General features: G+C 42.7%; 14 protein-coding genes and 1 other RNA gene. 10 read left to right on the top strand and 5 right to left on the bottom strand.

Translation table 11 applies throughout. From position 1 onward, the window contains the following. Nucleotides 1-2: 2 nt before the first annotated feature. The 4 genes from ffs to queF all read left to right on the top strand — a co-directional run bounded on the left by ffs (nt 3) and on the right by queF (nt 1,559). Nucleotides 3-99: signal recognition particle sRNA small type (ffs, locus tag V7K55_RS12815), an RNA gene on the top strand. 25 nt (nt 100-124) lie between these two features. Beyond that, the gene (locus tag V7K55_RS12810; protein WP_094342385.1) at nt 125-511 is read left to right on the top strand and encodes a phasin family protein; all 387 of its coding nucleotides are present in this window, start codon (nt 125-127) and stop codon (nt 509-511) included. Between the two features lie 157 nt (nt 512-668). After that, nucleotides 669-1,067, top strand: a complete 399-nt coding sequence (locus V7K55_RS12805) for a hypothetical protein (RefSeq protein ID WP_334831773.1) — start codon at nt 669-671, stop codon at nt 1,065-1,067. Between the two features lie 72 nt (nt 1,068-1,139). Further along, the gene (queF, locus tag V7K55_RS12800) at nt 1,140-1,559 is read left to right on the top strand and encodes a preQ(1) synthase (RefSeq protein WP_334831771.1); all 420 of its coding nucleotides are present in this window, start codon (nt 1,140-1,142) and stop codon (nt 1,557-1,559) included. 59 nt (nt 1,560-1,618) lie between these two features. On the opposite strand, the gene pstS is transcribed toward queF, so the two are convergent. From pstS to V7K55_RS12785, 3 genes are all read right to left on the bottom strand, one after another. Continuing rightward, the gene (pstS, locus tag V7K55_RS12795; protein ID WP_334831769.1) at nt 1,619-2,713 is read right to left on the bottom strand and encodes a phosphate ABC transporter substrate-binding protein PstS; all 1,095 of its coding nucleotides are present in this window, start codon (nt 2,711-2,713) and stop codon (nt 1,619-1,621) included. 134 nt (nt 2,714-2,847) lie between these two features. Next, nucleotides 2,848-4,245: a cytochrome c biogenesis protein gene (locus V7K55_RS12790; RefSeq protein ID WP_334831767.1), complete on the bottom strand. Its 1,398-nt coding sequence runs from the start codon at nt 4,243-4,245 to the stop codon at nt 2,848-2,850. Between the two features lie 29 nt (nt 4,246-4,274). Beyond that, the gene (locus V7K55_RS12785; RefSeq protein WP_334831765.1) at nt 4,275-5,015 is read right to left on the bottom strand and encodes a cytochrome c biogenesis protein CcdA; all 741 of its coding nucleotides are present in this window, start codon (nt 5,013-5,015) and stop codon (nt 4,275-4,277) included. Nucleotides 5,016-5,275: 260 nt separating this feature from the next. Between V7K55_RS12785 and V7K55_RS12780 the strand changes: the two genes are divergently transcribed. From V7K55_RS12780 to V7K55_RS12770, 3 genes are all read left to right on the top strand, one after another. Beyond that, nucleotides 5,276-5,413 carry a hypothetical protein gene (locus tag V7K55_RS12780; RefSeq protein ID WP_334831763.1) on the top strand — a complete coding sequence of 46 codons (138 nt, stop codon included), beginning with the start codon at nt 5,276-5,278 and terminating at the stop codon, nt 5,411-5,413. A 397-nt stretch (nt 5,414-5,810) separates the two neighbouring features. Then, nucleotides 5,811-8,396, top strand: coding sequence for a GAF domain-containing protein (locus V7K55_RS12775; RefSeq protein ID WP_334831761.1), 2,586 nt, complete (start codon nt 5,811-5,813; stop codon nt 8,394-8,396). A gap of 39 nt (nt 8,397-8,435) precedes the next feature. After that, the gene (locus V7K55_RS12770; protein WP_334831759.1) at nt 8,436-8,930 is read left to right on the top strand and encodes a DUF6174 domain-containing protein; all 495 of its coding nucleotides are present in this window, start codon (nt 8,436-8,438) and stop codon (nt 8,928-8,930) included. 12 nt (nt 8,931-8,942) lie between these two features. Here the strand turns inward: V7K55_RS12770 and V7K55_RS12765 are convergent, their stop codons facing one another. Beyond that, the gene (locus V7K55_RS12765) at nt 8,943-10,133 is read right to left on the bottom strand and encodes an FAD-dependent oxidoreductase (protein WP_334831757.1); all 1,191 of its coding nucleotides are present in this window, start codon (nt 10,131-10,133) and stop codon (nt 8,943-8,945) included. A 71-nt stretch (nt 10,134-10,204) separates the two neighbouring features. On the opposite strand from V7K55_RS12765, the gene V7K55_RS12760 reads away from it, so the two are divergent. The 3 genes from V7K55_RS12760 to V7K55_RS12750 are packed head-to-tail and all read left to right on the top strand — an operon-like array spanning nt 10,205 to nt 13,903. Further along, nucleotides 10,205-10,753, top strand: coding sequence for a (2Fe-2S)-binding protein (locus V7K55_RS12760; protein ID WP_094329409.1), 549 nt, complete (start codon nt 10,205-10,207; stop codon nt 10,751-10,753). After that, the gene (locus tag V7K55_RS12755) at nt 10,740-11,717 is read left to right on the top strand and encodes an FAD binding domain-containing protein (RefSeq protein ID WP_334831755.1); all 978 of its coding nucleotides are present in this window, start codon (nt 10,740-10,742) and stop codon (nt 11,715-11,717) included. Before V7K55_RS12760 ends, V7K55_RS12755 begins: the two co-directional genes overlap by 14 nt. Continuing rightward, nucleotides 11,714-13,903: a xanthine dehydrogenase family protein molybdopterin-binding subunit gene (locus V7K55_RS12750; protein WP_334831753.1), complete on the top strand. Its 2,190-nt coding sequence runs from the start codon at nt 11,714-11,716 to the stop codon at nt 13,901-13,903. Before V7K55_RS12755 ends, V7K55_RS12750 begins: the two co-directional genes overlap by 4 nt. A gap of 31 nt (nt 13,904-13,934) precedes the next feature. Here the strand turns inward: V7K55_RS12750 and V7K55_RS12745 are convergent, their stop codons facing one another. Further along, nucleotides 13,935-15,143 (bottom strand): MFS transporter, encoded by a 1,209-nt coding sequence (locus tag V7K55_RS12745; protein ID WP_334831751.1) that lies wholly within the window; start codon nt 15,141-15,143, stop codon nt 13,935-13,937. Nucleotides 15,144-15,307 lie beyond the last annotated feature (164 nt).

Here is a 15,307-nt window from a genome sequence, read left to right as displayed (position 1 = left end):
AAGACCTGGATCTATGCGATCGCAACACCCAAATCTTGTCAGAACCGGAAGGTAGCAGCAACACGGGAGGCTTGTGATAGGCGTAGTCTCCGGGTCGCCCTATTTTTAGGAGCGGTCAGCAACAATGGCTGGTTTTGGAGATATTGTTCAAAAAGCTTTTTACCTCGGTGTTGGATTAGCTTCTTACGCAGGTGAGAAAGCAGGGGGAAAATTAGCCCAAGTGCGATCGCAAGTCCAAAAACTGGCAGATGAAATGGTTGCAAAGGGCGAAATGAACACAGAAGAAGCCCGCCGCTTCGTTGAAGAAATGATGAAGCAAGCTCAACAGGCCCAACCATCTGGTGAAACCTCCGAGAAAACACCCCCTTCTGAACCTCGCCGGATTGAAATTTTAGAGGAAGATGAAGAACCAACGGTGAAAGAGGGATCGAGCGATCAGAATGTGGATAAATTGCGCCAAGAAGTTCTAGACCTGCAAAACGAGTTAAAACGATTGCAACGCGATCAATAGAAATTATTCCTTGATCGAGACGGTCGGTAATAAGTGGCACTTTTAGATGGCACTTTATATAGAAAATTGATAAGATACATTGCCTAGTGTGTATTCTAGTGCTTCCACTCAGATAACACAAACCGTCCTGTTTATAGCCTGCAAAGGTGTCAAGTGTATGGAACAGTGGCAAAAGGATTTAACAGAAATCGTTGAAACAGTGGCTGATGAAGTAGAGCGTTTCTTCCTGGGAATGAGTGAAATGGTAGACGCTTTTTTTGAGCTAACGGAAGAAATCACTGAGCAAGTCCCTAACATTGTTACTGAAGTCGATCAGTATTTACAGGATTTAGCTGAACCCATGTTGGAGGCTTACTGGGAATTGGAAGACATGGTAGCAGATGTAGATCCAGGTTTTCCTTATTCAGTTGAACCTACAGCCGAAAAAAATCCTGCCTGTATTGGTTGTACTCACTATCACGGTCAAGTTTATGGTGGTAATTTGTTAGTTTGTGCCATGCATCCCAACGGTTGTGAAGATGAGAATTGTCCAGATTGGGAGAAGGAAGAGTATTGAAAGGGAGTTAGGAGTTAGGAAGCTACAAAATTCCTAAAAGGACGTAAAAATAAGTAAAATAACCAATGACAAATGACAACTGATAAATTCTCTGAAAGTTTATCCCAGGCAAGCCAAGAAATGAAGTATGGCGAACGCGATATTGCGGAAGGTAAACTAATTACCTTTCCTAATCCGCGTGTGGGGAGGCGATATGACATTAACATTACTTTGCCAGAATTTACTTGTAAATGTCCGTTTTCCGGCTATCCTGACTTTGCGACAATTTACCTTACATATATACCTGATGAACGGGTAGTGGAATTGAAGGCGCTTAAGCTTTACATTAACAGTTACCGCGATCGCTATATTTCTCACGAAGAATCTGCCAATCAAATTTTGGATGATTTTGTGGCTGCTTGTGACCCCTTAGAAGCTACTGTGAAAGCAGATTTTACACCTCGTGGCAATGTACATACTGTGGTTGAAGTGCGTCATCATAAGTACCCATAATGAAAACTTAGGTTTTGTAGTGAGGACTTTAGTCCTCTCTACGAAGGTTTTTTACTTAGTTATTCTGCAATTTTATTTGCAGCAGATTGCACTTGAAGCACAACTTTTTGAGATAAAGGAATATATCCGAGTTCCAAACTGGATTTTTGCCCCTCAATCAAAGCCCAATCAATAAATTTTTTTAGCGCTTTACCTTTGACTCGGTTTGGATACTGCTGATAAGTCAAAAGCCAGCTGTAAGTGACGATGGGATAAGACTGGGAACCTGTAGGATCGTTGATAAAAGCAATCAAGTTATCGGCGGGTAATTTCACTGACTCCAAGGTTTGAGCTACAGATTCTGGTGTCGGCGTAATATAATTACCAAATTTATTTTCCAAAGCAGCCATAGGGAGTTTATTTTGTTTGGCGTAAATGTATTCTACATAGCCAATAGCTCCTGGTATCTGTTGAATTAAGGCGGTAACACCTTCGTTACCCTTTCCACCAATTCCCACTGGCCATGCTACAGCTTTACCGGCTGCAACCTGGCTTTTCCATTCTGGACTTATAGCACTAAAATGTTGCGTCAATACACTTGTTGTCCCACTACCATCAGTACGGTGTACAACCTGAATCGGTAGATTAGGCAAATTTACCCCTGGATTAGCTACAGCTATTCTCGGATTATTCCAATTCGTAATTTTTCCGAGAAAGATATCTACGTAAACTTGGCGTGATAGCTTTAAACCATTTGGCAAATTGACTTGAGGTGGCTGGGAGGTGGGCGCGAGGTTGTAAGCCAGTACTATGGAACCAGCAGTCATGGGTAAAGCAATCACTCCCTTTTTTATCTTAGCTGCTTGTTCATTTGTAATTCCCACATCACTAGCTGCAAAGTCCACAGTCCCTTCAATAAGCTGTTGCACCCCAGCGCTACTTCCTATAGCTTGATAGTTAATTTGCACATTAGGATTTTGCTGGTTGTAATCTGCAAGCCAGCGTTCGTACAAAGGTGCAGGAAAACTTGCTCCAGCACCAACCAGGGAAACATGCTTGATGTTTTTATTCCCAGCAGTGCAAGAAGCAATACTCAACAAGATAGCGATCGCGGGTAGAAGGCAAACCTGCCGTTTAGATTGAAGTTGAGCAGATATATAAATCTTTAGTTCCAATGTTTAATAATTTTCCCATCTGTACCCGTGTGGGCATAATCATTATGTAAAACGAGGAAAATAACTTTGAAATGCATAGGCAAAGTTATCATGTATGTGCCCCCACCCTGCGGGAAGGGGAAGCACTTATACATTTAAACTTCAATCGCCGCCTCTTTATCCTCAACTTTTGGCTGTGAACTCAGCCGATCTAAAACCTCTAAAACCTCTTGTTCAAAAGCAACTTGGGCGCGATTAGTTTTGCCACCCACATACAAGCGATCGCCTTTTTGCAATGCCCATATTTGTGAATGAGAAAAATAACTCATCACCACACCCAGCATGAGTAAGCCAAACCCTGTGTAAACAATTGGTATGCCTGGATCGGCTTTAATTTGTAAGCCAGTGCTACCAATGACATCCAGAATTTTCAACTTCACACCATTGACTTCGGTTGACATTCCGGCGCGGACAGTATCAACGAGTTTACCAGTAGGATCGTAAATTAATACCATCCCTTGCAAGTCTTTGGCTAACAAAGAGACACCCTCACTCAAATCCGGTTTAGTCGGAACCCATGTTCCCCAAATCCGCCCTTGTCCCTTGGTGTTCAATAGCGCCATCGGTAGCTGAAAAATCGGGCTGTTGTTAAATTGGACGCGAACACCTGCGATTCCCCAATCAGTTTGGTAGAAAGTTATGCCATGATAGCGCAGAGGCTCGTTGACAAAAATCTTCTTGCGATCGATTTCCTCTCCCTGCTTATTTAAGACAGACATATCGGAATAAAATTGATCGATGCCGCCAGATGGAGTGTAGTCAATCCAAAAACGATTTACTCGCACAGACCAATCTTTTGAGACTTGGGCAGCTAAAGGCCCAGCATCTACAATATTTGTCACTTGAAATGTATCGCCACTAGCAACCATTTCCTGTGCCAGAAACCCAGTCATCGCCCCCCAAATTCCCCCTAGCAGAATAGCGACGATGCCAATATGAACAATAATTGGCCCGATGCGTCCGACTATTCCCTTGCGGGCATAGAGGAGATTTTCTTTTTCTGGATCTGGAAAAATTTTATAGCGGCGTTTCTGTAATATTTCGCTGAGAGAATTCAGCGAACCATTATCTAGTTCGGCACTTAAAGCTAATTTTTGAAATTGTCGTGGTTCTTCGTAATATTTCCAGCGCTGGGCAGCTTTTAAGGCTGGTAACTGACGGGTAAATGAACAAGCAGTTAAACTCGTGCCAAATAAGATGAGTAATGCCAGAAACCACCAGGTACGATATACATGGTCTAACCCAACTACCTGAATTACCTTCCAAGTTAGGAAACCAAATAAAGCGGGATGTTCTGGGTAATTGCTTTGGTAAAATGCAGGTGACTGACCTTGCTCAATTACAGTACCAGTGGAGCTAAAGATTGCAATCAATAGCAGGAGTGCGATCGCTAATCGTAAGTTAGTCAGTACGGGCAAAAGCTCTTGCCGTAAGAACTTGCCTGGTATTGCCCACCATTTTAATTCTTTGGACGCTGAATTTTCTATAGTCATTAGGTGTAAAAGCTAACAAATTATTGATCTTAAAAACTGCCGAGGGGAATCCGAGAAATTAAGGAAAATACACCGAATCCTACCAACAGCGCCCCGCTAACTGGGTTAATCCAACCAGACCAGCGACGCAATTCTAGTAATTTTTTAATTGAAGCTGTAAAAGTACCCGCTAAAATTAATGGTGCTACATAACCAGCTGTGTAAGAAAGTAGCAAAATAGCGCCTAAAATTAAGTCTTGTGTACTGGCAATCCAACTCAGCAAGCTAGCTAAAACAGGCGTGCTACAAGGGGATGCGACTAAGCCAAAAGTCAGACCCAGCAAATAAGAACGCAATCCTGCTGGCAAATCTGGCGAAATCCAATTAGTTTCGCCCAAAGATGGAAATTGCAGAGGTAATGCTTCTAGTAAGTTCAGCCCCATGAGAATGGCGATAATGCTGACGATAATCGGCAAACCGATTCCCACTTGACCATAGACTTTTCCTACCAACCCTGCTAAAATACCTAATCCTGCTAATGTAGTTGCTAATCCTAAAGCAAACCAAGTTGATTGGGCAGCTGCTTGGAGGCGGTTTTTAGCTTCATAACCGCCGATATAACCAATAGTAATTGGCAGCATGGAAAGCATACAGGGTGTAAGACTGGTGAGCAAACCAGCCGCAAAGATGATACCAACGCTCACCACGCTAAGGTGTGTCAGTTGGTTAGAAACAAGGCTGTTGGCAAATTGTTCTAGTTGGTAAATTTGGGTTTGCAGGTTATCAAGCATGAGGGATTTATGAGCGGGAAATGCTTACTCTGCTTGAATTTTAGCTTATTTTTGGTTTGTGAGTCAGCAGAAGTGATTATCCGAATCTGATATTATCTAAATTTCATCCGCTCAAAGAAATGTATCTAAAATACAAGTAAGCTCGGATTATCTCGGAAGCCTTGTCTGGCTTAAATATTCTCGTGGTCGATGATGATGCAGATATGCGAGAAATTTTACCTTTCATCTAACCCTCCATTCTGACAGCTGTAGCCTCAGCCATGAAAGCTTTAACTGCTTATGCTGGAGATATGGATTATCAGCAAGCGATCGCAGTCGGATTTCAACAGCATATTTCCCAACCTATAGATCTAGAAGAATTGCTAAAAGCGATCGGATCGTTAATTAAAAGTTTTTAGTCAGCGGCTCCATCTAGGCTGTTGACCGAAAACTCAAAGGATACAAGCCCCTAAATTTATTTATGGGGATTGTAATTTTGTTAGCGAGTCTGCGTTCGCTTTTAGTGTCTCGTAGAGAGCGTCATTTTGAATTTTGAATTCCCCCTTCGCGCAGCGTCTTTGCAGGAGAAGGGGTCTGACCCTCTATTCATCATCTATATCCGTCAGTATAAACGGGTTTTCGTCAAGACATGGTTGTTGGTAATCAACTCCCACCCTTATTCACAGGATGACGCTAGCTAAACAAGCGATTAAACTATGGATAATATCAAAGCTATTGTTGCTTTTAGCACAACTAACATAAATTTCATCTCATTCTTAAATCTAAGATCTCATCCTGCTATATAAAATACCAGTTATGTCAGTGTATCAAGAAAGTTATGGGGAAACCACCGATTTGATTATTGGTGTTCACAACCAAGAAAACCTCGAATTACAAGCAAATTCTCCTCCTGTGGGCGCTCTTGTCACAAGAAAAGGAACTTTTTCTACCTTTCTTGCTCCCCTAACTCAGGATACTTTTAAGCAGGTTGTTCAGGATGTCGAGCAAAAATTACAGATTGTCCATCAAACCCTGTCAATGCTGGATTCTCAGGGATTTGAAACCATTCTGCAAGAAATGTTGCATTCGATTACCTTAAAAACTGGAGAATTACTGGGGGCAGACCGGACGACAATATTTTTGTTAGATGAAGAGAAACAAGAACTCTGGTCAATTGTCGCGGCGGCAGAGGGCAATCGGTCTTTAGAAATTCGCATCCCCGCCGATAAAGGCATTGGTGGGGAAGTCGCTACTTTCAAACAAGTTATCAATATTCCCTTTGATTTTTATAACGATCCGCGATCGCGTTTTGCCCAAGAACAAGAGAAAAGAACTGGCTACCGCACTTATACCATGCTGGCTTTGCCACTTTTAAATGAACATGGGCAATTAGTTGCAGTAGTACAATTACTGAATAAATTAAAATCTGGGAATAATCACGATGCTCCACTTGCAGAGCGCATTGATACCAAAGGTTTTCTCTCTGCTGACGAACAATTATTTCAAGAATTTGCCCCTTCGATTCGCCTGATTTTAGAATCTTCGCGCTCTTTTTATGTCGCCACCCAAAAACAAAGAGCAGTGGCGGCGCTAATGAAGGCGATCAAGTCCCTCTCTCAAAGCAGTCTCGACTTAGAAGATACCCTGAAGCGGGTGATGGATGAAGCCAAGGAACTGATGAATGCCGATCGCAGTACCCTATGGTTAATAGACCGCGATCGCCATGAATTGTGGACGAAAATCACTCAGGATGATGGTTCAACAAAAGAGTTGCGAGTCCCCGTAGGTATAGGTTTCGCTGGTCTAGTCGCGGCTTCTGGCAAAAAACTGAATATAGCCTTTGACTTGCACGATCATCCTGACTCGGAGACATCCAAAAAATTCGACGAGGAAAATGGCTATCGCACCTGTAGCTTGCTTTGTATGCCAGTATTTAACGGTGATGAACAACTAATTGGCGTTACCCAGCTTGTAAATAAAAAGAAATCTGGTGATTTTCCCCCTTATAATCCAGTTGATTGGCCCAAAGCTCCCGACTGCTTCCAAGCTAGCTTTGACCGCAATGATGAAGAGTTCATGGAAGCTTTTAATATTCAAGCGGGAGTAGCGCTGCATAATGCCCAGTTGTTTGCCACAGTCAAGCAACAAGAACAAATGCAACGGGATATTCTGCGTAGTCTTTCCAATGGAGTGGTTTCCACTGATAAAACCGGTTTAATTATCGCCGCCAATGAAAGCGCCAAGCGGATGCTAGGAATGGAGCTAGAAGATCGTTTAGAAGGAAAATTAGTTACTGATGCGATCGGCATCAAAGAAGGCGACTTTAGCAAGTGGTATCAAGATGCTTTACATGCAGTTGACTTAAAAGGCCGCCAGCAGTATTACCCCGATCGCACACTTATAACAACTGGTACACAACAACATAGTATTAATTTATCTATTAACACAATTGCTGATGCCAGCGACCACGAGCAAGTCCGGGGGGCGCTGGTGGTCATGGAAGACATCAGTGATGAAAAGCGGCTCAAGAGTACGATGTACCGCTACATGACCCAGGAATTAGCCGAAGAATTGCTGAAATTAGATGATGCTAAACTTGGAGGCGATCGCAAAGAAGTTTCGATTTTATTTTCCGATATTCGCGGCTACACCACTTTGACAGAAAGCTTGGAAGCAGAAGAAGTGGTGAGTATGCTCAATGAATATTTTGAATCAATGGTGGAGGCAGTCTTTAAACATAAAGGCACTCTTGACAAATACATTGGCGATGCCATCATGGCTGTGTTTGGTTCTCCCCTACCATTACAAGAACACGCTTGGATGGCAGTGCAAACATCCTTAGAGATGCGCGTTCGCCTACATGAATTTAATCAACATCGCTATGCAGAAAATAAACCTGGAATCAAGATCGGCATTGGCATTAATTCTGATACCGTGATTAGTGGGAATATCGGCTCTAGTAAGCGGATGGAATTTACCGCCATTGGCGATGGCGTTAATCTTGGCTCTCGATTAGAAAGTGTCAGCAAACAATATGGTTGCGACATCATTATTAGCCATAACACTTTTAAACCATGTCAAGATAATATTTGGGCTAGGGAACTAGATTACATTCGTGTCAAAGGCAGAAATGAGCCAGTAGCCATATATGAATTACTGGGTTTGCGTTCCAACCCGATTGAAAGCGAAAAATTGCAAGTCATTGAGCATTATCACAAAGGGCGTGAGTATTACCTCAAACGCGATTTTAACCGTGCTAGGGCTGAATTTGCCCTAGTTTTAGCAGCAGACAACCAGGACAAAGCTGCTATGTTGCATCTGTTGCGTTGTCAGCATTGGTTACAATCACCTCCAACAGAGTCAGATTGGGATGAAGGAGTCTGGACTTTTCTGGAAAAATAAATATAATTATTGCAATAGGGCTTTTACAAATAGATTAATATGCGTCTACCTATCATTATCAGTGCAGCACTGTTGCTATCTGTAGGTCTGAATTTCCCAGCAATCTCTCAAACTTCCGTAGAGACAGTAAAATCTCCAGCGAATAATAACTTGAATTTAAGACGATCAAAATTTAATCGGCATTTATGGAATCAGGCAAAAATCTCTAACTATCGCTATACATTTAGTAACGGTTGCTTTTGTATACCAGATGCTAGAGGGCCAGTTGTGATTGAAGTCCGTAATGGTCAAACCACTTCAATCACTTCTGTAGCTACAGGTCAACCAGTGAATCCGCAATATTTTGAAAAATATAAAACAATTCCTAAGCTTTTTAATGTGATTCAAGATGCTATCAACCGGAATGCATTCAGCCTGAATCTAGGATATAGTCCTAAGCTCGGCTATCCAACCAAAATTGATATCGATTACGACAGTCAAATAGCTGATGAAGAAATCTTTCTGACAATTGAAAGTTTTCAGGAAATTAAATAGATACTAAGCCGATTATCTTATTACAGATGGCTTGTAATCATACAACCATTTATGAAAATCATCATTAAGGCTCACTTGCCGCTCCTGTTGCCCATTAGATGCTACGGTGTTGGCATCGAAGTAGCGCATCTCACCCAAAGCACTACGAGCTTGGATAATTTTTGTGCGTTCAATGCGACGCTGTTCGTAGCTAGTTAAAGCTTCTTGAAAATTAGCTGATTGAGAAAAACACTCTTGCAGTTCATAAGCATCTTCAAAAGTGGTATTGGCTCCCTGTCCCATAGCAGGTGCCATTGGATGAGCAGCATCGCCTAAGAGTGTAACTCTACCTTGACTCCAGTGAGTTAACGGTGGGCGATCGCAAATCGGCCCTTCCCAAATTTGCTCGGCTGGTGTCGCTTGTACCACCACCTGAAAAGATTCATCCCAATCAGCTAATTCATGGAGAATGCGAGATTTAACTTCATCGGCGCTGTGGGAAAGAGAGTACTCAGGCGAGAACTTCCGACTAATCCAACTGGTATAGCCGCCGCCCACATTCAGAAGGTACATAAACTGTTGATTGCCTTTGACAAAAACTAATTCATAGTCATTAAATAGCTCGTGGTGATACTTGATGACGGCACGCCAACACATACTACCAATATAATTAGGCTTACCCTCACCAAATAAAGTTTCTCTAATTACAGAGTTAACGCCATCAGCGCCAATCAGCAAATCTGCATTTATCGATTTTTCACCATCAAAATGAATTTCCACACTGTTTTTATCTTGCTCAAAGCCGATACAATGATGATTGAGGTGAATGATGTCAGATGGCAATCTAGACGCTAAGACTTGCTGTAGACGATACCACCAAATAGTCAATAATGGCTGTCCATATTGCTCTAAGTATTTGGTTGCGTTAGCCCGGATTGTTTCTCCCTGAATATTCTTTAAAACTGTGTGGTGAACCTCACAGCCTGAACCTTTGAGGGTTTCGACAATTCCCGGTGCGATCGCATCTAGAGAACTCAAGCCATTTGGAGCTAGTCCTAGTCCAGTTCCAGCCGGACGAAATTCTTGGGCTTTTTCGTACACTTGAACGTCTATGCCTTGGCTTCTCAGTGCTATAGCAGTAGCCAATCCACCTGGGCCAGCACCGATAATTGCAACTTTTTCCACTATGGGTTTGGATAATTTCTGAGTTGGGTTTGTATTCATATACTTATATTTTTTCAATAATCAAATTATGATTTCTATAATAAACATAAATATTAGTCTGTTCACTAAATATGAAAGAAAATTCCTTAGCTCCAATAACTTCAAACTCTCTTAGCCAAGAATTGAAAATATTCGGTTCAGAGGAAGTAGACTTATCGCTGAATATCAATAATATCTCCTATTCGCTAAAGCTAGAGCCTCGTGTCACTTTACTCGATGCACTCCGGGAAAAGCTGGGTTTGATGGGCACTAAAAAAGCTTGCGATCGCGGTGAATGTGGTGCATGTACTATTCTAGTTAATGGTCGGCGAATTAACTCCTGTATGACTTTAGCAGTAATGCACATCAATGCTGAAATTACCACAATTGAGGGATTAGCCCAAGATGGAAAACTCCACCCCATGCAAACAGCCTTTATTACCCATGATGCTTTTCAATGTGGGTACTGTACATCGGGACAAATTGTATCAGCCGTAGGGATGATATTAGAAGAATTGCCAAAATCTGAGGCAGAAATTCGAGAAAAGATGAGTGGAAACCTTTGCCGTTGTGGAGCATACCCAAATATTATTGCGGCGATTCGAGATGTACTAGAGGAAATGGAAGATGCAGCCATTTAGTTATGCTAAAGTTACTTCCCAAGATGCAGCGATCGCAACAGTTGAACAAGACAAAACGGCTGCATTTATCGCTGGGGGTACAGATTTACTAGGATTGATGAAGGATGGGGTTCAAGCAGCGAATATATTAATTGATATTAATAGTTTGCCCCTAGCAGATATTGAATCTCAAACTCATGGAATCCGCATTGGTGCAATCTCTCGAATGAGTGATGTGGCTTTTCATCCCAAAATTCAGGAGTGCTATCCAGTAATTAGCCAAGCTTTGTTACAAAGTGCTTCACCCCAACTGCGAAATATGGCAACAGTGGGCGGTAATTTACTACAAAGAGTCCGTTGTGGCTACTTTCGCGATCCGGTTTTTCCTTGTAATAAACGCACTCCCGGTTTAGGTTGTGCCGCAATTACAGGCTACAACCGAATGCACGCTATTTTCGGGGCGAGCGAACATTGTATTGCCGTTCATCCTTCCGATTTAGCTGTGGCGCTGACGGCATTAGATGCGATGATTTGCATCCAAGGTGTAGAAAAAGCCCGTCGCATTTCAATTCACGATTTTTATCTCTTACCAGGTGAGACACCAGAAAAAGAAACTCTATTACAGCCCGGAGAGTTAATTGTTGCCATTGAAATTCCAAATTCTGCATATAAGTCCTATTATTTAAAAGTTAGGGATCGGGCTTCCTACGAATTTGCTCTCGTTTCTATCGCTGTTGCCGTAGAGGTAGAACAAGACACGATTAAATCAGCACGCATCGCTTTTGGTGGGGTAGCACCAAAACCTTGGCGGGCAAGGGATGCTGAGGAATTTCTCAAAGGCAAAGTAATTAACCAAGCTACGTTTACAGCCGCAGGAGAAGCAGCCGTTAAAGAAGCGAAACCGCAAACCCACAATGAATTCAAAATTGAATTAGTCAAACGCGCTTTGTTACGTGCGCTTTCAGTTGTGACAGAAAAATTATGAATAAAATTATCGGTAAACCACTCGATCGCGTTGATGGCAAACTCAAAGTTACCGGAGAAGCACCCTATACAGCCGATGTTCCCATAGAGAATTTAACTTATGGAGTGATTTTTCAAAGCGCGATCGCAAGCGGTAAAATTATCCAAATAGACACATCCGCCGCCGCCGCCGTTTCTGGTGTGGTAGATATCATTACTTACCAACAAACTCCATCTCTGGTAAAAATCCCCTTCTTTTCGCCTCCACAACCTCAGCCAACCGAAAAAGACGATAATATTTACTACGATGGTCAACATCTAGGGATTGTAATAGCTCAAACTTTAGAACAAGCCGAAACTGCCGCCTCCCTAGTTAAAATTATCTACGAAGAAACCCCGGCGACAGTCACAGTGGCACACGCCGAGATATTTGAACCCGAATCAATATTTTTTGGCATGATGCCAGGTAAAATCACCAGAGGGAATCTTGAATCTGGGAAAGCTCAAGCAGATGTTCTGGTAGAGCAAATTTATACCACGCCAATGGAACATCATAATCCCCTTGAACCTTCTGCAACGATCGCCATCTGGGAAGGGGATAATTTGACGCTGTATGAAACTACTCAAGGCATTTCAGCAACCCAAAAAGCGATCGCATCTGTTCTGAATATTCCTCAAGAAAATGTCCGCGTCATTTCCAAATATTTAGGCGGAGGATTTGGTTGTAAGGCGTTGTTGCGATCGCACACTATTTTAGCTGCGATCGGATCTCGTCAAGTAAAACGCCCAGTGAAAGTTGTGCTAACGCGATCGCAAATGTACACTGCTTGCGGCTACCGATCCCCAACTCAGCAGCAGCTAACGCTAGGTGCAACCAAGGAAGGTAAACTAACCGTTATTAATCACATTGGCACATCCTTAACATCGCTATTTGATGACTTTGTAGAACCAGTTGGGACAGCAACAACAATGATGTACGCCTGTCCAAATCTGGAAATTAAATATCGTTTAGCCCGCATCAATGCCGGCACCCCAACCTTTATGCGTGGCCCAGGAGAAGCCACGGGAATGTTTGCCCTAGAGTCAGCAATGGATGAACTAGCGGATGCCTTAAATATTGACCCGATTGAACTAAGATTAAAAAATCATGCAGATATCGATCCCCACAAAGGATTACCTTGGTCAAGTAAATATCTAAAAGAATGTTACCAGAAAGGGGCAGAAGTTTTTTCTTGGTTACAACGCAACCCAGTTCCCCGTTCTATGCGGGATGGTTATTTCCTGATTGGTTGGGGAATGGCTAGTGCGACATTTCCCACCAACATTGGAACTGCATCAGTCAAGGTAGAAATTTTTGCCAGTGGAGACGTGCGGGTGCAAAGTGGAACCCAAGATATCGGTACAGGTACTTATACAGTGATGTCGCAGGTAGCCTCTGAGGTATTAGGTTTACCAGTGCAGTTTGAACTAGGTGATAGCAATTTTCCCAAAGCGCCGATTACGGGTAATTCAATTACAGTTGCTAGTGTTTCCCCGGCGGTGCAAAAAGCAGCGATCGCAATCCGCGATAAAATAATCCAAATTGCGATCGGAGATCCAAATTCTCTACTTTATGGATCTCAAGCAGAAGATATTACCGTCGAGTCAGGGCAAATATTTTTAAAACACGATCCTTCCAAACAAGACAGTTACACCGAGATTCTGCACCGTAACCAATTAGAGAGTTTACAAGTCACAGAAGAAACCTCACCTAGCCCAGAGAGTAAACAATACGCCAAACACTCATTTGGTGCAATCTTTGTGGAAGTAGCTGTCGATGAATTGTTGGGGGAAATCAAAGTCAGACGTTGTGTAGGCGTTTATGATGCAGGGCGAATTCTCAACTTCAAGACAGCACGGAGTCAGGTTTTGGGTGGGATTACATGGGGAATCAGTATGGCGTTGCTGGAGAAAACTGTAATGGATACAAATCAGGGAAGAATAGTTGGTGCTAACCTTTCCGATTACCTGATTCCGGTTCATGCAGATATCCCAAATATGGAAGTGGAATTTGTTGAGGAACCCGATCCTTATGTAAATGCTCTAGGGACGAAAAGCCTAGGGGAACTTCCAATTGTTGGGGTAGCAGCAGCTATATCTAATGCAGTTTATCATGCTACAGGTAAACGGATTCGTGACCTACCAATTACACCAGACAAGTTGCTGTGAATAGGCGCATAAAAAATCTAATCTCAACTTCCTACTCTTCGGGAAGGCGAAGCCGCTTATCCGTTTCAAAAAAGTCACTCACGACAATGCAAACACCAGCGAACAAAAACGCCAATGCACCCCCAATCGCACCGATAAAAGGTGTTATTGCTTGCGGTTGGGTAAATATAATACCAAACAAACTCATTGCTAAAGCAAACCCACCAAAATACGTCCCAATTCCTAATCCCGCCCACTGCTGGGGTACTAATCCTAAAGCAAAAGGAATTGCCCCGTTGACAATTAAACTAAAGCCAGCAACGATTAATAGAATTATCGGAATTTGTACGCCCACAGATATCATTATCAGTAATGAGGGAACGATCGCACCGATACCACAAAGCATTGCTTGACGATTACCAATTTTGACGGCGAAGATCCCAGCAGGGATACTTGCAATTGCGATCGCTAATCCGATCCACACCATAAGCACATCAATATTATCAGTATTCAGTTGGGTTTTTAGTACTTTCCCCAAAACATCCATCAGAAATCGGATACCCCACGCTACACCAAAACCAGTTCCTAAAATCAAAGCCAATTTCTGTAAAGGTAACTTTACAATTTCTGCTTGGTGTCTATCCACTACTGCTTCTGGAGGATTGACTAACCGCAACACAGCCGCCGCCCCCAGCATAACGAAAGAACCGATCGCAAAGGTATAAACTGGCCCTAAGCTCAGAATAAACTTATAGCTTATTGGTTTAAAAGCTCCAATCACACCACCTGCTAAAGTGACAACACTTACTGCTAAAGGTAACTGGGCTGGTGTAGAATACATTCCCAAAAGGCACATCGCTGGAGAACGAAATACTGTCATTGCTAATGCCCAGGCTACCAATACTATAGGTAAGAGCGATCGCATCACGGTAGTAGGCGGAATTAAGCTCACAACGCATGGTATGGCAATGAACAAAGCCGATGCCAGAATCATACCTACTGACAGAAAGGGAAACCGAGTCCCTACCCAGCGTCTAGCTCGATCTGAAAGTCCACCCATCAAGGGTTCCAGCACCGCACCCAAGGCATTTTCGAGTATCACCAAGCCAACTGCTAGTGACGCAGGAAAACCAAACTGAGTCAAAAGTTGTGGCAAATATATATTATAAATTAACCAGGTGAGAGTAATTGCTCCCTGCACTACTGCCAACACCCAAACTTGCACCCATAAAATATTGAAATGAGATTTTGAGGTAGTCATAAAAAATGGGGAATTGGGCATTGGTTGTTTCTTCCTCAACCCAAAACAAATACGGTTTCTTTAAAGAGAGTTATCGCGTTTCCTAATCATCCAAGGTACATCATAGCCCCCTCCTCGCTTGCGGGGAGGGGGGTTAGGGGTGGGGTTCAGTACCTACTTAACCG

Origin of the sequence: Nostoc sp. (assembly GCF_036919895.1) — a bacterium.
Lineage (GTDB): Bacteria > Cyanobacteriota > Cyanobacteriia > Cyanobacteriales > Nostocaceae > Nostoc.
This window is presented reverse-complemented; position numbering and strand designations above follow the sequence as displayed.